This window comes from Mongoliitalea daihaiensis, assembly GCF_021596945.1.
In the GTDB taxonomy this organism is placed as follows: domain Bacteria; phylum Bacteroidota; class Bacteroidia; order Cytophagales; family Cyclobacteriaceae; genus Mongoliitalea; species Mongoliitalea daihaiensis.
In genome coordinates this window covers 4584331-4604854 of sequence record NZ_CP063779.1, presented here as the reverse complement: position 1 = coordinate 4604854, position 20524 = coordinate 4584331, and the positions used below count along the sequence as shown (strand labels likewise).

At 35.9% G+C, this 20524-nt stretch carries 12 protein-coding genes; 9 read left to right on the top strand and 3 right to left on the bottom strand.

The annotated features are described in order from the left end of the window. Window positions 1–180: 180 nt before the first annotated feature. Entirely contained in the window at window positions 181–660 is a 480-nt protein-coding gene (locus IPZ59_RS19325) for a hypothetical protein (protein WP_236137682.1), read from the top strand. 511 nt (window positions 661–1171) lie between these two features. Here the strand turns inward: IPZ59_RS19325 and IPZ59_RS19320 are convergent. Continuing rightward, a complete protein-coding gene (locus IPZ59_RS19320) occupies window positions 1172–1579 on the bottom strand; it encodes a DUF779 domain-containing protein (RefSeq protein WP_236137681.1) in 408 nt (135 codons plus the stop codon). A gap of 490 nt (window positions 1580–2069) precedes the next feature. After that, the gene (locus tag IPZ59_RS19315) at window positions 2070–3596 is read right to left on the bottom strand and encodes an aldehyde dehydrogenase family protein (protein ID WP_236137680.1); all 1527 of its coding nucleotides are present in this window, start codon (window positions 3594–3596) and stop codon (window positions 2070–2072) included. Window positions 3597–3965: 369 nt separating this feature from the next. Between IPZ59_RS19315 and IPZ59_RS19310 the strand changes: the two genes are divergently transcribed. From IPZ59_RS19310 to IPZ59_RS19285, 6 genes are all read left to right on the top strand, one after another. Then, a complete protein-coding gene (locus tag IPZ59_RS19310; protein ID WP_236137679.1) occupies window positions 3966–4886 on the top strand; it encodes an AraC family transcriptional regulator in 921 nt (306 codons plus the stop codon). A gap of 513 nt (window positions 4887–5399) precedes the next feature. Beyond that, entirely contained in the window at window positions 5400–6212 is an 813-nt protein-coding gene (locus IPZ59_RS19305; protein ID WP_236137678.1) for a polysaccharide biosynthesis/export family protein, read from the top strand. Between the two features lie 21 nt (window positions 6213–6233). Further along, window positions 6234–8633 (top strand): GumC family protein, encoded by a 2400-nt coding sequence (locus tag IPZ59_RS19300; RefSeq protein WP_236137677.1) that lies wholly within the window; start codon window positions 6234–6236, stop codon window positions 8631–8633. A 36-nt stretch (window positions 8634–8669) separates the two neighbouring features. After that, on the top strand, window positions 8670–9929 hold the full coding sequence (locus IPZ59_RS19295) for an O-antigen ligase family protein (protein ID WP_236137676.1): 1260 nt from the start codon (window positions 8670–8672) through the stop codon (window positions 9927–9929). Continuing rightward, window positions 9926–11050, top strand: a complete 1125-nt coding sequence (locus tag IPZ59_RS19290) for a polysaccharide pyruvyl transferase family protein (RefSeq protein ID WP_236137675.1) — start codon at window positions 9926–9928, stop codon at window positions 11048–11050. The genes IPZ59_RS19295 and IPZ59_RS19290 overlap by 4 nt, the downstream gene beginning before the upstream one ends. Before the next feature lie 8 nt (window positions 11051–11058). After that, on the top strand, window positions 11059–12585 hold the full coding sequence (locus IPZ59_RS19285) for an oligosaccharide flippase family protein (protein ID WP_236137674.1): 1527 nt from the start codon (window positions 11059–11061) through the stop codon (window positions 12583–12585). Between the two features lie 5 nt (window positions 12586–12590). Here the strand turns inward: IPZ59_RS19285 and IPZ59_RS19280 are convergent, their stop codons facing one another. Next, window positions 12591–13754: an outer membrane protein assembly factor BamB family protein gene (locus IPZ59_RS19280; RefSeq protein ID WP_236137673.1), complete on the bottom strand. Its 1164-nt coding sequence runs from the start codon at window positions 13752–13754 to the stop codon at window positions 12591–12593. 643 nt (window positions 13755–14397) lie between these two features. Between IPZ59_RS19280 and IPZ59_RS19275 the strand changes: the two genes are divergently transcribed. Further along, window positions 14398–14817 carry a T9SS type A sorting domain-containing protein gene (locus IPZ59_RS19275; protein WP_236137672.1) on the top strand — a complete coding sequence of 140 codons (420 nt, stop codon included), beginning with the start codon at window positions 14398–14400 and terminating at the stop codon, window positions 14815–14817. Between the two features lie 164 nt (window positions 14818–14981). After that, the gene (locus IPZ59_RS19270; protein WP_236137671.1) at window positions 14982–20483 is read left to right on the top strand and encodes a LamG-like jellyroll fold domain-containing protein; all 5502 of its coding nucleotides are present in this window, start codon (window positions 14982–14984) and stop codon (window positions 20481–20483) included. The last annotated feature ends 41 nt before the right edge of the window (window positions 20484–20524 follow it).

Sequence of the window (20524 nt, the reverse complement as noted above, 5' to 3'; positions counted from 1 at the left end):
TTCCACCTTTCAAACAAGTCTTTTGTATCATCATGCACCGCCCTGTCTTTCCTTTCAAAATACTGTCTTCCGCCTTAGACTCTTTGGTCACGGTTTAACTAATAGAAAGATTGCTTATAATTATGAAATTTTATTTTATTTTGTCTCAATTAGTCAAAATTTTACAAAACATTTCAATTTATGAAAAAAATAAGTTTTCTCGCAGTTTTTATGCTGCTGACAGGGATTGCTTTTGCACAAGAGCCATCCAATCAGGTAAAAGAGTGGAAAGTTGTAACTGTTGTTGAGTCCATCGTTCCTATGGGATTAGGTAGATCTCGAATCATTGAAAATATGACAGAGGTAGATACGGAGGTCTTCAGGACTTCCCGAACTGACGGTAAGCGGTCTAGTCAGCGCTCTGTGAGTAGAAAGGAGTTGAAAGTGGATAAATTTGATGAGACGAAGCTGTTAAACTTCTTTTCTGGAGTTGGGATTAATTTTCAAAACATTGCTTCGAATGATGCCATGATCGGTGCGCGTATCATGGAGTTGGAATCTGAGGGTTTTACCTTGGCCTATGTCACCTCAGCGGTAGAAAGCCATGCAGGAGAAACGGACAGTTCAGGAATATTCATTACTCGGATGTTCTTTTCTAGGGTGATACAGCTGGATCAATAGTTCTGCAAGATGAATTCAACTCCTGCCAGACTTGAAATGATGCATGGGAGTTTATTTATCCCTGAGTAGCGACTCGGGGATACTGCCCTTCTGGATTAAACTTCTGTCGGTGTTTGGGATTTTCTCCACGATCATGGTCGGATACGACTACCAATCCACTTTCAAAGCGGTGTGTGTAATTCTCTCAGCACTTGTGGTAGAATTTTTCATTGGGTTTAGACGAATACGAAAGAAAACCACCTTCGGAAGCTGTATTTCAAATCAGAAAACAAGAAATTGGAGTAATTTTTCTGCTACAACTGCAAACGTATGATTTCAGTCCCCATCATTTACTCAGGGTTGTTGTAATCCAGATCAGAAAGCAGGAAATTGGAGTAATATTTCTGCTACAACTCCGATAGGAGTTATCTACCACAGGTTAGTAGCCCCGAGTGCCAACTCGGGGAAAAGCGTGTATTAGAATTTTAATCCTCCCAACTCCGGAGGAGTTGAATTTTTCACGAATTAAAAGTTACAATAACCCCTCTTCCATCATTTCTTCCCCTGTTTTGGTAGGAATCAGGTTTCCCAACTCCTCCATGGTAAACAATCTAGAACGGATTATAAACCGAATCCCCATGGGGATCTCTATGGAAAAACTACTGCCTCGTCCGGGAGTCACATCCAAGGTCAATTGCGTATGTTTCCAATATTCAAATTGATCCTGATTCATAAAAAAATCGCAGCCATAAATATTTCCCATCCAAATATCATTGGACCCTACCTTGAAATCCCCCTTTTCAAAACACATAGGAGAAGAACCATCGCAACAGCCCCCGCTTTGATGGAACATCAAATCCGTACCAAAACGCTTCCGTAAGGTATCAATCGTTTCAATAGCAGCTTCTGATAAGATGACTCGGGGTACTTGGTTTTTCATGAAGTATTTTAGATTTTAGATTTGAGAATCGAGAATTTAGAAGCGAGAGAATCAATGAAATATGCTTACGCGAAATAAGTTGATATATGCCTCCTAACTTTGGTAGACATGATCGGCTATATAATGGTGGCAAATAAACAAGAGAATAATTCTTAAAAAAAGTGTCAAGTATTTTCAGGACGAGACAAAGAAGCGAGAAAGGAGACACGAATTGAAAGATTTTAAAGGCAAAGGAACTTTTCCAAAGTTTCAAACTTTGGAAAAGTTCCTAAAGAGGAGACTGCTCACTGCTCACTGCTCACTGCTCACTGCTCACTGCTCACTGCTCACTGCTCACTGCTCACTAAACACTGTCAACTGCTCACTGCCAACTGTTCACTGTTCACTGTCAACTGTTCACTGTTCACTGTCAACTGCTCACTGTCAACTGTTCACTGTTCACTGCCAACTGCTCCCTCTCTAACCTCTCGCTTCTCGTATCTCGCTTCTCTTAAAAAAAGCCTAATTTATTTTTATTATACGAAATCAACATATTCTTGGTCTGACGATAATGGTTGAGCATCATCAAATGGTTTTCTCTACCAAAACCAGATTTCTTATACCCTCCAAATGGCGCATGTGCCGGATAAGCATGGTAACAATTGACCCAAACCCTACCTGCTTGGATAGCTCTTGGGATCTGATACAGTTCGTGGGCATCTCTGGACCATAAACCAGCTCCCAAACCATACATGGTATCATTGGCAATGGCAATTGCCTCTTCAGTCGTTTTGAAGGTGGTTACAGAAGTTACTGGACCAAAGATCTCTTCTTGGAAGATACGCATCTTGTTATGACCTTTGAAAATGGTAGGTTGAATATAAAAACCACCCTCAAGACCAGAATTAAGAGATGCTTTGTCTCCACCACACAATACTTCAGCCCCTTCTTGCTTGCCAATATCTAAATAGGAAAGGATCTTTTCAAACTGATCGTTGGATGCCTGAGCTCCCATCATGGTATCTTCCGCTAAGGGGTGACCCATCTTGATAGCTTTGGTTCGGGCTACCACACGCTCCATAAACTTATCATAAATATCTTCATGGACGAGAATTCTGGAAGGACAAGTACAAACTTCTCCTTGATTCAGTGCAAACAATACAGCTCCTTCCACGGCTTTGTCGAAGAATTCATCATCTGCATCAGCAACGGATTTCATGAAAATATTCGGCGACTTTCCGCCCAGCTCCATGGTTACAGGAATCAGGTTTTCTGATGCATATTGCATGATCAAACGGCCAGTGGTAGTTTCACCTGTGAATGCTACTTTTGCTACTCTTGGAGAGGTTGCCAATGGTTTTCCTGCTTCTGGGCCAAAACCTGAGACTACATTGAGTACCCCAGGAGGAAGCAAATCACCAATCAGCTCCATCAATACCATGATGCTGGTAGGGGTTTGTTCGGCTGGTTTTACGATTGCGCAACAGCCGGCAGCAAGCGCAGGAGCAATTTTCCAGGTGGCCATTAATAATGGGAAATTCCATGGAATGATTTGGGCTACTACTCCCAAAGGCTCATGAAGTGCAATACTTACAGTATGTTCATCGTGTTCTGAAATGCTACTTTCGTCTGCACGGATAACCCCTGCAAAATAACGGAAGTGATCGACACAAAGTGGTAAGTCCGCCGCACGGGTTTCTCGAAGGGCTTTGCCATTATCGATCGTTTCGATGCGTGCAAGTAGTTCTAGATTTTCTTCGATGACATCGGCGATCTTATTAAGGATTCGGCTCCGTTCTGCCGCAGAGGTTTTAGACCAAGCAGGAAAAGCCGCATGGGCTGCATCCAAGGCTAATTCAACGTCTTGTTTATTCCCTCTAGCTGCTTTAGAAAAAACTTTCCCATCGATGGGGGAGGTGTTATCAAAATATTCTCCCGAGGAAGGTGCTACCCACTGACCACCTATATAATGGTCATACTTTTCTTTGATCTGAGGTCTTTCAACAGGTTTTGCCTGTGATAAGGTTAATGTTGACATAATTTTGAGGTTAATTTTGGATTTTCTCAAATTTCATTCATAAAATTTTATTAAAATCCACCTCTGTTGCGCATTTATCAACCTCTATTGACAAAGTAGCAATTATGTACTCTAAACAAGGCCTCTAAAAAATCCGTACACCATAAATAAAATTACTAGAATTGATTTCTTAAGCATCTGATAATTATTATATTTATCACCATTTGGTTGAAAGAGTCTTGGTAAATTGATAAGGAAAACTTCTCTTGAGCTTAGATTTTAACCAGATCGATTTCTTTAACATTAAATCAACTTTGGAAAAGTTAGCGAAGGTTAACCATCCAAAGAAACGAACACCAAGTTAATATAGTCAATAAACCCAAAAGCGTAATGAGTTCACAAATAATAGCAGGAGTGCCTTGGAGGAATGAAAAAGATCTTCGAACATTAGTAGAAAACAGGACTACCTATACCCTAAGCAATTGTGAATTAAATATTTTTGAAACTCATCAGCAGGCTGCCGATGTCAACTTGTGTTTTGGTGATTTGGTGCTTACGACCATGCTGAAAGGGAAAAAAGTGATGCATTTATTTGATCGACCAGGCTTTGATTATCTCCCGGGCGAATCCGTGATAGTTCCTCCAAATGAGGTAATGAAAATAGATTTTCCAGAAGCACAATACGATAATCCCACCCAATGCATAGCTCTTTCCATCTCGAAGGAGATGATTGAAGATACATTTAACCTATTGAATGAACAATTGCCTAAAAAGGAGCTCACAGCTGAGTGGGGATTGGATTTGTCTTATTTTCACTTGATCAATACCAATGATTTATCTGAAATCATCAATCGTTTTATCCGTATTGGGGTAAAAGAGCGTTCCAGGGAAAAGGATTTGATAGCCTCCTTTGCCTTGAAGGAATTGCTGATTCGCCTAACGCAGACCCAAGCAAGGGAAATGATTGAGAAATCCTACAAGACACTTGCGCAATCCAATCGTCTTGGTTTTTTAGTGGATTTCGTGAAAAATAATCTCAGAGAAAACCTTACACTCGATACCTTGGCAGCGAAAGCATGTATGAGCAAAGCACATTTTTGCAGAACTTTTAAGCAAGAACTAGGTCTGAGTCCAATGGAATTTATCCTAAAAGAACGCTTAAAGGTAGCCAAACAATACTTACAGTTAGGTTCCCATCAAATCCAAGAGGTTTGCTACATGGCGGGTTTTAACAACAGCACCTATTTCATCAGGGCATTTAAACAGGAGTTTGGGCTGACACCCAAGGTTTTCCAAGGGAATTATGGCTGAAATATTTTTCTAAGGGAAATCAATTCAAATGTAAAAAAATATAAACTGTATATCCTCCTTCACATCAGCAACCACTTAGCAGACTATCAGAAGGTTATTTTTATCAGCAGTGGCCGGATGCTTACAGACTCTGCATGATATGAGAAGGGAAGTTGTTACATACGAATCTCACTGCGGATAATCATAAAAAAAATAGCACTTACGTTCAATAAATGCTTTAAAGTAACGGATTGACTGATTTCCATGATTTTTTGAGGTATAGATAATTTTTAAAATAAAAATTCACAGATTTCCATGATTTATCTATTTTTGAGTGCAATCTGTAATTATATATGCGTTTATATGTAATAGCTACAGGCATTTACCGTAATTTTGGGGCAGGGAAGGTTGCTTGAAAGCTCCTTGCAGCTTAATTTGTGTTAAGTTTCAAAAAAATATATGTGAAAAGCATTTTATTCTATTCAAAAGATTTATATTTGTGCCAACGATATCCCTTTATGTTAATTATTGTTTATGAGATTCTATAAAATCATCCAATTCGGATTACTCTTTGTGCTTTTAAATGGCTGTATTTCCAACAAGAGAGTGATTTACATGCAGCCAGATTCAGGTAAACCTGTCCTCAGTTACAGTCGTGTATTTCCCGCAGTAATTGAGGACTATAAGCTTCAGTTCAACGATGTAGTAGAGATTAATATCAAGACTACTGACCCGCTCTTAAATGAAATGTTTGATATTGGTGGGAGTAACCGTGGCTTTGGAATGATGGGGGGGGTAATGGCCGGTGGAGATATCTTTTATATGACTGGATATACTTTGGATAATGAGGGCAAAATAGAGTTACCTGTCTTGGGTGAAATAAATTTGGCTGGATTTACGGTGGAACAAGCGAAAGTGGAAATAGAAAAAAAGATGAAGGGTATTGTAGTAGGTGATGAGGATCTTTTTGTAAGGATCAGATTAGGGGGAATCCGATACAGTGCCTTAGGTGAATTCAATAGACCGGGTAAATATACCATACTTCAAAACCGATTAACTATTTTTGAAGCGATTGCCAATGCAGGGGATATGAACGTGTTAGCGAATCGGGGCAATGTTTTATTGATTCGTCAATACCCCGAGGGCTCCAAGTCATTCCGGATTAACCTGAATTCAGATAAGATCATGGATACGGAGTTTTACTATTTAAGACCCAATGATATGATTTATGTGGAGCCTATGAAAGTACGAGAGCTAGGGACAGGGGTCAATCTATTGCAGACCATGCAGTTATTAATTAGTGTGATTACCGTAGGAGTATTGATTTACACCACTTCTACCCGTTAAAACCAAGAAATTTCCAACGTCATGAATAAGTACCAAACTACGGATGAAAATGCGCCTGCATTTGATCCATTTAAGTTTATAATAAAATACTTTAAATATTGGCCTTATGTGGCTGTATCAATAGTAATTGCTTTGGGGATAGCTTTTTACATTAATCAGACTACACCAGCAATTTATCAAGCAAGTGCTAAATTTTTTATAAAAGAAGAAGATAACTCTGCAGGTATTTTAAATCTCACAGGATTACCAAGGGCACTAGGTGGTAGGGTGGATTATTTTGTAAATAATCAAGTTGTCTTTCTTAAATCTAGGCCTGTGGTTGAAAGATCGCTGATGAAGTTAAAATTTGACGTGGATTATTTTCAGCCAGGTCTATTAAAAGATATTGATTTATATACCAGTTCTCCTATACAAGTAGAAGTTGATTGGGAGGGGGGGCAAATCTTAGCAGATAAAATAAAGATTTCTTGGAATGATTCAGAGAATTTTACGGTTTCCTTCCCTGGTTCAAATTACTTTAAGTATGTTCCAGGTGTTTTGTATGAAGAAATAGAATTAGATAATAGTAAAGAATTTAAGCATAAATTTGGAGAACTTACTGATTCTCAATTATACAAATTCACAGCTAATCTTGTTAACAATGCGCCTCAAGGAGAAATCTTAATTGAGTTAAGGACTATTGGTTCACTAGTTAATCAATATTCTGGTGATAATTTGATAGTTTATCCTATTGAGAATATGTCTACAATGCTTGGCCTAAGCATAAACACAACCCATCCAAAAAAAGGCACAGATTTTCTCAACAGTTTAATGGAAACTTTTTTGGAAATTGAATTGGAGGATAAAAATAGGATGGCTAGTCGAACTGTTGAGTTCATTGATTTTCAAATTGCAGGAGTTTCTGATACGTTAAGTTATTTTGAGGATAATTTACAGAGTTTCAGATCCCAAAATAGAACTTACAATGTTGCAAGTGAAAGTGGTACTGTTTTTCAACAGATTACGTCTTTGGAGTCAGAACTCTCCAAAGAGCGTTTTTACAAAAATTATTTTGATGAAGTTAATCGTTATTTAGGCCAAGGAAGTTTGGACAAGATAATAGCCCCTGCTGGGATTGGTATTGAGGATAAAACATTAAATTCATTAGTTGAAAATTTGATTGATTTGCAATCTCAGCGTGCTTTTCTCTTGACAACTCAGACAGAAGCCTCTCCTCGGGTTCGTGATTTGAGTAAGCGTATTGGAGAGTTGACAGGATCTATTCAGGAAATAGTAAAGAATCTTTCCAGAAATGCACAATTAAAGATGGAAGATTTAGATGCTAGGATAAGGAGCTCAGAAAGACAATTTAGTAGGCTTCCAGGTACTGAACAAAATCTTATTCGTATTGAAAGGGGAAAGGTATTAAATGAGGCAATCTATAATTTTTTACAACAAAGAAGAGCTGAAGCAGCCATATCAATGGCTTCTAATTTCTCAACTAATAAAATTGTAGAGTTAGCAAGAGCTGGTTCGGATCCTATAAAAACGCGGCAAACGGCTGTCTATGTAATATTTTTTGCTTTAGGATTTATTATCCCGGTAGTTGGCATAACAATTTTTGAATTATCGAACACTAAAATTAAAGATCCACAAGAACTTGAAGAAAAATTGACCATTCCCTTAATGGCCAAAATCCCTGCTACAAAATTAGGCTCTGATCTTGAAGTGATTAATAATCCGAGATCAATTACATCTGAGTCTTTTAGAGCGCTAAAAACCAACATATCATTTATAGTTCCTAGAGACCAACAGCTAACGATTGCAGTTTCTTCAACCTTATCTGGTGAGGGGAAAACTTTTACAGCAATGAATTTAGCGTCAATTTATGCATTGAATGAAAAGAAAACCTTATTGATTGGTTGCGATATGTTCAAGCCAAATGCCATGAAGGATTTTCAATTGGATAACCAGATTGGATTGTCAAACTATTTAAGTAAACAATCAGATTCATTATTTGAATTAATTCAACCAACAAATGTCCCATTATTTGACGTAATATCTTCAGGACCAATTCCTCCAAACCCTTCTGACTTAATGGCTTCGCCTAGGTTTTTACAACTGATTGATGAGCTTAAAAACATTTATGAAGTGATTATTTTAGATACACCTCCTGTTGGCCTAATCTCTCAATCCTTTGAGGTTATAAAACATGTTGATTTGTTTGTGTATGTCTTAAGGCATAAAATTAGTGAAAAATCTTTCATTGCCGATGTAAATAAAATCAAGGTTCAAAAAGGCATAAACAGCATCTGTGCAGTATTAAATGGGGTTCCTGAAAAAATGTTGGTATATAAGGGATATATGGGAAGTTATTATGAGCCATCAAAAACCGGTAAGTCTTATGGCTTGAAGAAAATAAAAGAAAGGACCATATCTTGATTTTCTTTATTAAGATTTAGAATAATAATTAATATTATGAACTTTTATTTCCTTTTTCTCGAAATAGTTGGTTTTTGTCTAGTATTGTATGCTTTAATTACGAAGGGTGAACTGTCTGCAATCTTTTTACTAGCTTATCTCTTTATAGGTTCAGTGATCAACTCTGTTTTGCCTGCATCAATAAATTATTTATTCTTGACTTCATTGATTTCTTTTTATGTGTTTAAAAACTTACCTTTCATCCTTAAAAACACGTTTACAATTATAATTTCATTATATTATGTATTGCTCTTATATAATGTTGATGATTTTGTAAGAGTGAGACCGTACTTTTTTGGTGTAATTGTTTTATTTCTATTAATTGGTGTGTTACCTGAAATTTACGCCAAGTATGATAGAGGGAGTATTGAGAAAATACTTTTTGCTGTGTGCATCCTAGTTTTAATAGTTTTTATTTCAAATAGTCTTGTCTCTACTATATTTAATTATAATCCCCACGTAATGTATGGAATTACATCGGGAATTTTATATGGTAATCTAATTCATGCTGATTTTCATATTTTGCCTTTGGTGATGTTTTTTGTTCTTAAAATCACCATTAGGAGAAGAAATATTTTTTATTTAACTGTATTTTTTATTAGTCTATTTTTTATTTTGCTAACCTTTCGGCGGACTGTAATGTTGTTAACAATAATTGGTTCTTTTATAGCTTTTTTTCAGGAGGTTAGTTTAAGTGATTTAAAAAAAATAAGTTTTATTTTGTTAGTTTCAATTTTTGGAGGTTTAGTGATTGTTGAAAAAACTGGGTTTATTGATGTTTTCTGGGAAAGATATCAATTAAGAAATTTGGATGATAGAGATTTGGAAGGTGAGCAACGTGTTCTTGAGTTGGGTCTAGTTTATAATGATTTATTTAATTCATTTGATTATTCACCGTGGACGGGGTTTGGCTTGTTTCAGTTGAGTGGTGAAAATTATGGGAAAGGTAAATTTGGAACTAGGCCTTTGCATACAGACCCAATGGTACTAGTTCATAGTAGTGGTGTAATTGGTTTACTTCTTTATTTGTTAATGGTTGCTTATGCATTCCTTTCTGTTCTATTTGTCATTAGAAATCAAAAAGATTTAATTTCATTTTTTTATATACTTCTTGTATTTCTCGTCTTCTTTTTCACTGGAAGGTTCACAAATACAGCGAGTTCGTTAATAATCTATCTGATTTTATATCTTCCTTTAACGATCCAGAATACCTCAAAAAAAATAATTCAAAATCAAAATTTAGTTACAAATTTATGAAAGTTGGCATTTTAACATTTCATTATATGATCAATCAAGGATCTGTATTACAGGCCTATTGTGTATATCAATTATTAAAAGAAAAATTCCCTTCTGCGACCATAGAAATAATTGATTTGGTACCAAAAAGTAGAGGAGAAAATGAAAAAAAGTATAAGAGGAAAAGGCCTCCATTTTTTAATTTTAGCTCTTTTGAAAAGTATACTTCGGTACGAAAATTTTTATCCAAAAGATGTAAATTTTCACCTTTCTCTGGTGCTGAAAATATAAATGATCAAATCAATTTTATTAATTCTTTAAACTATGACATTATTTTTACTGGGAGTGATACAGTTTGGATGGATTCTGAAAAATTGCATAATGTTCTACCTCATATTTATTTTCTTCCCAATCAAATTAAAGCTAAAAAATGTTCAATAGCAGCTTCTTTGGATCCCTTAAAGAGTTTGGACAATTATAAATCTAAAGCAATAGAAATTAAGGCAACACTAAAGGATTATGAGCATATATTAGTTCGGGATTTTATAACCGAGGGAGTATTAAGAGGGATTGGGGTACGAAACATATCTCAAATTTCAGACCCAACAATTCTTTATCCTTTTGAAAAAAATTTGAAACTAAAAACAAATAAGAATCAAAGGGTAAGTAAAAATAAGGTACATGTTTCTTTTGGAGATAAAACCATGAAGAAAACAATTGAAAACTTGCTTGAAGATAGGGGGTATATCATTGATCAATTTTCAGAAAAAAGCTCCATTTTTCAAGGTGACCACATTGTCGATTATTTAAATGAATATGCAGGAATTGATATTTTAATTACCGATCGGTTTCACAGATCAATTTTTGCATTAAAATTATCGTCTTCATTAGTTATAAATGTTGAGCATTATTTGAAAAACCCCACCTCGAAAAGTAAGGGAAGAGATTTGTTTGAAAAAATAGGTTTACCGGAATTTTGTATTAGGTACGATAAGGGAGATGAATCCGGTCTTTTACATGAAATTGAAAGTTTAATCGAACATTGGGATGATCAAACTTTGCAAGTAAGAGATCAAAAGGTCAGTGAATTTATTAGTGTCAACCAAAATTTTTGGAATAACCTAACCTTCTCAATTCAGTAAATTAAATTTTGGAAAAGAAAGAAAATCATAAGCAACGTGCTTATTTAAATTCGGTTACAAGTATTCTCGATCAGGTCGTAAGACAGTTAATAGGTTTTTTTACAAGCCCTTTGATATTTAATGGTTTAGGAAGTGCTCTTTATGGAGTTTACCAGATTGTTTTGGACCTTTCTGGTTATGCGGGTTTGGCTGATGCACAATCTACCCAGGTATTGAAGTGGACGCTAGCAAAAAATAGAGACACGGTTTCAGTAGAAGATTTAAAATCTGAAATAACTACTGGTCTTTTAATGGTTTTTTTAATTGCTCCATTTATCCTACTTGTGGGGGGGGTAATTAGTTGGTTTTCACCTTCTATTATATCCATTGATGAAAAGTATCATGATTTGGTTCGTTTGGCCTCAGCTATTGTGATATTTTCTATAATTGTTGATAAACTATCTAATTTTTTCGAATCTATTTTGAGAGGGCTAAATCTTGGTTTTAAGGGTATGGGATATAGGTCTATTCTGATTATTTTCGGAGGAGGTCTAAAAGTGTTTGTTGTAAAGATGGATTTTGGACTGATTGGGCTAGTTTCGGCTCAAGTTTTCTTGGGATTTTTAACGACTTTTGTTTTTTATTACCTTGTTAAAAAAAATCTCCCTTGGTTTGGACTTGGTAAAACTTCAAAAGAAAAGATTTTATCCTATACTAAATTGAGTGGATGGTTTATAGCCACAAAGTTTGCGGGTATGGCACTTTTTCACAGCGAAAAAATTCTTTTAGGATATTTAATTGGACCTGAAATTGTTTCAATTTATGTTTTGACAATGTTTACCTCCACTACAATGAAAAGTTTTTTAGATAGCGTCATTTCTGGAATTATTCCTGGAATTGGTACTTTTTTTGGAAAAGGGCAGTTTGATAAAATTATTCTTTCCAAAGATTTAATTTTTAACTTAATTTGGTTTATTTCTTTCTCGATAGGAATAACTGTATTGCTATTTAACAACTCTTTTTTAAGCCTTTGGGTTGGTCCTGGAAATTATGCAGGATCATTTGAAAATCTTTTAATTCTTTTAATTGCAATACAATATGTACTGTTTTTTACCACAGGGAATTTCATTAATGTCACGCTGGATTTGAAAACAAAAGTATATTTAACAGGAATGTCTGCTTTGATTTCAATTTCTCTGGCATTTTTGTTAGTTCCTAATTATCAAATTCTTGGCTTAGGAATAAGTGTTTTATTCGGGAGAAGTGTAATGTCAGTAGGTTTCCCAATCATTCTAAATAAAAAACTTGGTTTAAAATCAATTAGCTTCAACTTCCAAGATTTTAGGATTGTAGTAATATCCATTATTGGTTTAACTGCAGCAGCCTATCTTCAGGATTTTATTATTGTAGAATCATGGGTTTTATTAATTGCTTTTACAGGTTCCTCATTTGTCTTTTCCTCAATGCTATTTTGGTTGATTTGTTTCAATTCTAATCAAAGAAATCAATTAATTCTTAGATTTAAATCAATTAAATTCTTCAAAGTTAAAGATTGATGAAATTAATTAATACAATAATAGTGTCCATCCCAACTTCCGAATAATATTTCACCTTGTTTGTTTACCACTGGTATAGACAAAATTTTACCATTTTCAAATTGCCAAATTAAATCAAACTTCTCATTTAATAAGATAATTCTTCCGGTGTCTTTAGAGTCTTTGGTGGAAATTAAAATATTATTGGACGCATCTATAGTTGGCGTTATCCATAAGCCCCTTTGAGCATTGGTTAATTTTATTTTTCTTTTTGTTAGACCATCTGATATACCAAGTTTATATAAAAAACCATCAAGATCACAACAGTATATTGAAGTTAGGTCTTGACTTATTGCGCAAGAAGCTCTTATTGCCCCGATTTCTTGTTGCCATAAAAACTTGCCATTGTTATCGCACGAGTAAATTAAACCACGACTTTCATTTTTTGAGAAGAAATAAAAGACTTGATTTTTTTCTCTACAAAAAACTGGATTTCCCCAATTTTCCCAATTTTTGCGAACAATAGTCTTCCACAATAGCTTCCCCTCTTTTGAAAAGGCATACGCTGTACCTGACCTACTAGAACAGTATATCCTTCCTTCATCATCTATAGCAACTCCTGATAATTGATATCTTGGAAATCCAAGATCATAACTCCAAACTTCTTTCCCATTTAGGTCTATGCAATAGAGACCAACTCCATATCCTGTTATATAAATTAAATTGTTAAAAATATTTGGAGAGCTCCAACATTTATAGTCTATTATTTTCTTTTTATGAAAGTCATAAGTATATGGTAAATGGCTCCATTTGTTTAGTGTTTTCTTTTTAAACATTTTCCCACCTGATTTTGATAAATCAAATTTCCATAATAACTCTCCTTCACAAGATATTCTGTATAAGTAGCCATCCCCTCCAGCAAAAATGACACTGCTATCTATGAGTATAGGAGATGAATAAATTTTTGTAGATGTGGAAAATGTCCATCTTATTTTACCTGACTTGTCTAGAGAATAAAAGTTTCCACTGTGAGAACCAAAGTATATATTATCGGCATTGTCAATTACTGCTGTAGATTCAGCTCCATATATGGGATTAGTCCTTAAGTCTGTCTTCCATTTAACTGTAGGATTATGCGTAAATGCTTTATGATTTTGTCTTGAGTGTCTAGTTTTATCAAATAAGAACATTTTTCCAAAGTTTAAGATTTAAAGAATTTTTTTGAAGTTCTATTTTTTTCAAAAGTAGTTTATTTTATTCAATGAAATTATTGTATCCCTCTTGATATTAAATATTTTGTTAATTGTTAATTAAAAAATATCTAACTATTAACGATTCTACAGTAAAAACTACGTTTTGGGGCTCAGACAATGTTCCTACTTAAGTGTTTCAAAATTTAAATTTTTATCATTAAATGTTATTTGTTCTATTTAATATTTGTTAGTAGTAAACATAATATACTTCTAAAGTAGTTGAAAAACGTTGTAATAGTTATTAGAAGTTAGAATCAAATAATATTTTAGCTTTTCCATCAGAATTTTTGGTTTAAAAAAAGTGAGATTATGGTATAGTTAACCTTGTTTCTTCGTTTGTAAGAAATGTCAACTCAACGTTACTGGGAACTCTTTTTTGAAAAACTATTGAGAAGTTCATTTTTTCTGACATAAATTGGTGGTTTGCTTTTTTTATAAACAAAGAAAGTTTTGTCACATCCTACTGGAAGTAATTCTATTTAGTATTATTTAGATTTAGAGATTTGTAAATGAGGATGTTTCGGTTGAATACGGTAGCTTAACAACACTCACCCAGTCTGGTAATTTAATAATTGGTGCTTTGGGATCTATTCAACGTTTTAGAGGTCAGTTAGATGATCTTCGCTTGTATGGAAAAGCGTTGACCTCACAGGATGTTTTGACTTTATCGAACATACTCTCAATACCTAGTCCTCTGCCTGTAGAATCATCTCTTTTTACTGATCAACAGCAACCAATAATAGGTTTAAGGGATATGGAAATAAGATTGTTCCCTAATCCAACAGAGAGTGACTTAAATGTATTCTTCAGTAATTGGGGGGACAAACAAGTTATTCTTGAGTTATATGATATGAAAGGAATTAAACTTTCTGAATATTATTCTAGTAATCAAAATTTAATTAGACTCGACCTTTCATCATTGAATCTTTCTTCGGGGGTTTATCTGTTGTATGTCGATCATAATGGAAGTAAATCTGTTCATAGATTTATTAAACAATAAAAGTCTTCAAAAGAGAATCCCTCAATTTTTGAGGGATTCTTTTGTTTAATTTCATCTTGATACTCGCATATTTAATAGAGAAGTTTCTTTTTTGGCAAGACTTTTGATACGACGGTGACTGTTAAATAGATTAGCTATTTAACTCTAAAAAAACCACCTGAATTATGACCTCCGCCCTAGTAAAACCATGCAAAAAAAAGCAATGGCTTGTACCCTTATTGCTATTGTTTTTATCTTTTAATGTATTAGCTCAAAACCTACCCACATCCCAATACGATTTGAATGAGATAAGTGCCTTCCCTGGTGCAGAGGGTTTTGGTAGATTTGCCTCTGGAGGTAGAGGGGGACAAATACTTAAAGTGACAAATTTGAATGATGATGGTCCTGGAAGTTTTCGGGAAGCAGTTAGGACAAGAGGGCCACGCATTGTGGTTTTCGAGGTTTCTGGAAATATCCAGCTACAAAGTACACTTATTATTAATGAGCCAAATATTACAATCGCAGGTCAAACAGCACCTGGTGATGGAATAACAATCACAAATTATAAAGTCAGAATAAATACAGAGAATGTAATTGTTCGATTCTTAAGGTTTAGACTTGGAGATAATTTTTTTGTAGGGGATAATGATGCCTTAGAGGTTAGAAATTCAGAACATGTTATAATTGATCATTGTTCGCTTTCATGGGGAACCGATGAAACTGGATCTTTTTATGGAAACAGAAATTTTACTTTGCAATGGTCAATTCTGTCAGAAGGCTTGAATAGAAGTATCCATGAAAGTGGGGGTGCTCATGGTTTTGGAGGGTTATGGGGAGGCTTTAATGCATCTTTTCATCACAATTTATTGGCTCATTTTACACAAAGGAATCCAGCATTTGATCATGTAGGTCTATTTAGTTCCCCTCAACAGCTAGAACGGTGGAGAGGGGTTGTAGATATGCGAAATAACATTATATACAACTGGCAATTCATGCCTTCATCAGGTGGTGAACTAGCTACAGTTAATCTTGTAAACAATTATTATAAACCTGGACCAGCTACAAATAATTTGAATTGGTTTTTACGACCAACAAATCCTAGTGGTGGTGCTTACGGAAAGTTTTTTATTTCGGGGAATATTTTATTCGGAAATAATGCAGTCTCCATAGATAACTGGAATGGGGTAACCTTACAAAATTCACAACTAACAAATGATTTTTTACATACATTAAAACTTTCTTCTCCATTACCAGCAGATGTTTATGAAAATAACAACTCAGCTTCTGTTTCTTATCAGCGTGTATTAGCAAATGCAGGTGCAAATTTATTTCGGGATCCAGTGGATACCCGAATAGTTCAAGAAACCCAAAATGGGACTTTTACATTCAGAGGTTCTAATGGATCCAGAAATGGCATTATCGACAGTCAAAAAGATGTAGGTGGGTGGCCCAATTTACGGAGTTTACCTGCTCCTTTAGATACAGACGGAGATGGAATCCCAGATGCTTGGGAACTTGCGAATGGCCTAAATCCACAAGTACCAAATGACAAAGAATATAATTTAAGCCCTTATTATACAGATATTGAGGTTTATATAAACTCCTTAGTTCAAAACTTAGTGACTGCCCAAAGCCCAGGAGTACCTCAGCGAGTACAATTGACCTTACCAAGCAACAATCAGTCTGTGGTGCCAGTAGAAATTAGCTTGGCATGGAGACCACTCAGCAATGCACAATCCTATACACTTCAATTTTCAAAAGCCAGTGATTTTAGTTCTGGGGTGATTACTGTTAATAATATCACAAATCATAGTATCGTTTATCCTTCATTAGATCCCAATAGTACGTATTTTTGGAGGGTCCGCGCTAGAAATGCTTCAGGGAATGGTCCGTATTCGTTAACGGGAACCTTTCGAACCATAACAACCAATGTAGTACCTGCTCGTACAGTCTTGTTATCTCCAAGTTTGGATTCTCAAGGAGTAGGATTAACCCCTATGTTTTCATGGGCCAAAGTACCGAATGCTACCAATTACAGGATTCAAGTATCGACTACTTCAGACTTTTCCAATATCATCATTAATCAAAGCAACTTAACAACTAACCAATTTCAAGCTACAGTTCGATTGCAAGAAAACAGAGTTTATTTCTGGAGAGTTCGTGCAAGCAATGCTTTAGGGAATGGTTCCAATTCATTAGTAGGGTCATTTCGAACATTAAGCTTCAACACTAATCCATCTCCGGTTGTTGCGATTGCTCCTTTTGGTGGTTTAAATATTGATCCGATAAATGTTCGTTTGCAATGGATTGATAATCCAACTGCTGAACGCTATCAGATTCAAGTATCAACAGACCCTACTTTTCAAACATGGACACTAAATAATAACAGTGTTGAGGGAGGAGAGCTAAATATTTCTAATCTTAGCTCAAATACTGTCTATTATTGGAGAATAAGAGGCATCAATCGATCTGGTACCGGTAGTTTTTCTATAACTCATCAGTTTAAAACGAAGGCATTTTCGATAACACCAGCTCAAATAAATCTTACAAACCCAGTACACGATTCAAATATCTTTTCTTCCAGTATTCTGTTCTCATGGGAAGAAGACCCAATTGCGCAATCTTATCGTTTCCAATTATCGACCAATCCTAATTTTACCAGTTTTGTAACGAATGTGGGGGGACTGACAAATACTTCTAGGACAGTAAGTAACTTAACTACAAACCGAGATTACTTTTGGAGGGTTCAAGCCGTCAATGAAGCCGGTGCAGGAGAGTTTTCTGAAGTCCGAAAAGTAAGAGCAGCCACCTTTTCTGGTACTCCACCGGCCACAAATTTAATCAGCCCACTCAATGAGGCAGTTGTGGGAGCATCCACCGTTTTGTTTTCTTGGGAAAATCAACCAAATACAGAGTTTTACCGCTTGGAGGTATCAGAAAGCTTCAATTTCAGTACTACTGTATTGGTAAGAACATCCATTCGAGGAACATCCATTGCGGTGGATGGCTTACAAACAAATCGAACTTATTTTTGGAGAATACGGACCTCCAATCCTGCGGGTACAGGAGAGCGAAGCGATATTTGGTCCTTTAGAACTGTCAGTGGAGAAATTAATTTATACCCAGCAACCTTAATTTCCCCTCAAAAAGCAGCTTCCTTCCAAAACTCATCTATTAATTTCAATTGGGATGCAGTTTCTGAGGCCACCGCCTATCATTTACAGGTGTCAGAGCGTTCAGATTTCTCAACCATTGCTTTCCAAAATCAAACAATTAGTGCTACTTCATTCACGCTTTCATCCTTAAGTTCAGACAAAGCCTATTTCTGGAGAGTGCGTGCGAGAAATGGGTCTATTTTCTCGGCATGGTCTGATACTTGGAACTTTAGCATTGGCTCTCAGGATAACTTACTGAATGTTGGTTTAGTGGGCTATTGGCCTATGGAGGAAGGTGCTGGGAATCGTATGTTGGATCAATCTGGGAATAATCTGCATGCGACAATTCAAGATACCAGAAATGTTTCGTGGGAAGAAGGTAAGGAGGGGAAATCAATTTCTTTACCTGGGACATCTGGTCGTTTTGGTACCGTATCCCATCAGTCATCGTTGAATATTCCTAATGCGATTACTCTAGCTGCTTGGGTTAAACCATCAGAAGTTGGAAATGGTACTATTTTTTCTAAATCAGCATCAAATGGTTTTGAATTATGGTTTGATAGTGATGGTAATATTGAATTCAGATTAAATAGAAGCAGTGCTGGTACTAGGTACCGAGTGAAAAGTAATTATAACTATCGTCAATCAATAAACAAATGGATTCATGTAGCTGCCACATTTGACGGTAGTACTAGTACAATTTTTATAAACGGGATTGAAGACATTTCTGTTACTTATGCACCATTTCAAATCGGTACAACCTCAGGGAATTTGATATTAGGAAGTCTAGGAGAAATACAACGATGGAGGGGAGAGTTAGACGAATTAAGAATTTACAACAGATCGTTAAATCGAAACGAAATACTGCTTTTAATGGGTGAGCTAATTGATGAAACTCCTCCGTCAGTCGAAGAAAAATTAGTAGGGTATTGGAAAATGGATGAAGGTTCAGGCAATCAGTTCTTAGATCATTCAGGAAACAATTTTCACGCATCAATTTTAAATTCTTCGGGAATTCAATGGCAAGAAGGTATTCAGGGTCAAGCAGTGAATCTTCCAGGATTTTCGGGAAGATATGGAACAGTCGCACATCAATCTAAACTGTCCCTGCCTAACGCACTTACCATTGCGGCTTGGGTAAACCCTGCTGTACTTGGTAAAAATACGATCATCAGCAAAGCAGCAGGAAATGGTTTTGAGCTGTGGTTGGATAGTGACGGATTGATTGAATTTCGATTGAATCGTGGAAATAATGGAGCTACTTATCGTTTACGTTCTCAATTTAATTACAATCAGTCCGTCAATAAATGGTTCCACATAGCAGCTACTTTTGATGGAAAAACCAGCACTATTTACATCAATGGAAAAGAAGATATTTCCCAAACCTTTGAACCTTTCGGCATCGGCACCAATGCTGGCGACTTGGTCATTGGAGCATTGGGGACTATTCAACGGTTTAGTGGAAAATTGGATGAAGTTCGTTTATACAACACAGCTTTAACTCCTGCCGAGATTCAGACTTTAGCCAATTTATCCATAGATGATAAATCGAGTGCTAGTGTTGCAGTAGGGCACTGGAAAATGGATGAAGGGTTTGGGAATCAATTATTGGATGATTCGGGGAATGGGTTTCATGCTCTAATTGAAGATACTGGCGGTATTGCTTGGTCCACAGGTGTGCTGGGGCAGGCGATTAATCTCCCAGGCTTTGGAGGTAGATTTGGAATTGTTTCTCATCAATCCAAGCTTTCTCTACCCAATGCCATCACCATTACGGCTTGGGTAAATCCATCCGTGGTTGGAAGAAGCACAATTATCAGCAAATCCGATGGAAATGGATTCGAGCTTTGGCTAGACCATAATGGTTTCATCGAATTTAGATTGAATAGAGGAACCAGCGGAGGTGCATACAGATTACTTTCTAATTTCAACTATGCCCAGTCTACTAATCGTTGGTTTCATGTTACGGCAACCTTTGATGGGAATACAAGTAAAATCTTCATCAATGGGATAGAGGACGTTACAAGAACCTATGATTCCTTTACAATAGGTACTAAATCGGGAGATTTAGTCATCGGTGCCCTGGGTACAATTCAGCGATTTACAGGTAAAATGGATGATCTTCGTTTATACGATCGTGCACTAGACATATCAGAAATTCAGGACTTGACAAATCTTGGCAGTGCATTTAAACGTTCGGGGGTTAAACTAGCAGATTATTACGAAGGTCTAACCTTAGGGCTTTCTATGTTCGTGGAGGAGGAGAGACCATCTGAAGTGACTGGGAAACCAATGTTATTCCCTAACCCAGTGAATACGGAAGTCTCTGTATCTTCCTTGTGGAAAAGAGAAGGTGCAGTGCAAGTAGTGATTTATGATGTGAAAGGGGCAGTTTTAAGTGAACAATCACTAAACGTGAGTGATTATTTAATTACCATGGATCTTCAAGCTTTACATCTCAGACCTGGCTACTATATGTTGGTAGTGCAGGATAAAATGAATCGTGAAATATTCAGATTTGTTAAAAAGTAAATTAGCTTTGAGGCCTTAGTGTTTTTGTGAGGAATTTTCTA

Coding starts and splice junctions, on each gene's coding strand:
- IPZ59_RS19325 (WP_236137682.1), top strand. CDS start 181: ATGAAAAAAATAAGTTTTCTCGCAGTTTTTATGCTGCTGACAGGGATT.
- IPZ59_RS19320 (WP_236137681.1), bottom strand. CDS start 1,579: ATGAAAAACCAAGTACCCCGAGTCATCTTATCAGAAGCTGCTATTGAA.
- IPZ59_RS19315 (WP_236137680.1), bottom strand. CDS start 3,596: ATGTCAACATTAACCTTATCACAGGCAAAACCTGTTGAAAGACCTCAG.
- IPZ59_RS19310 (WP_236137679.1), top strand. CDS start 3,966: ATGAGTTCACAAATAATAGCAGGAGTGCCTTGGAGGAATGAAAAAGAT.
- IPZ59_RS19305 (WP_236137678.1), top strand. CDS start 5,400: ATGAGATTCTATAAAATCATCCAATTCGGATTACTCTTTGTGCTTTTA.
- IPZ59_RS19300 (WP_236137677.1), top strand. CDS start 6,234: ATGAATAAGTACCAAACTACGGATGAAAATGCGCCTGCATTTGATCCA.
- IPZ59_RS19295 (WP_236137676.1), top strand. CDS start 8,670: ATGAACTTTTATTTCCTTTTTCTCGAAATAGTTGGTTTTTGTCTAGTA.
- IPZ59_RS19290 (WP_236137675.1), top strand. CDS start 9,926: ATGAAAGTTGGCATTTTAACATTTCATTATATGATCAATCAAGGATCT.
- IPZ59_RS19280 (WP_236137673.1), bottom strand. CDS start 13,754: ATGTTCTTATTTGATAAAACTAGACACTCAAGACAAAATCATAAAGCA.
- IPZ59_RS19270 (WP_236137671.1), top strand. CDS start 14,982: ATGACCTCCGCCCTAGTAAAACCATGCAAAAAAAAGCAATGGCTTGTA.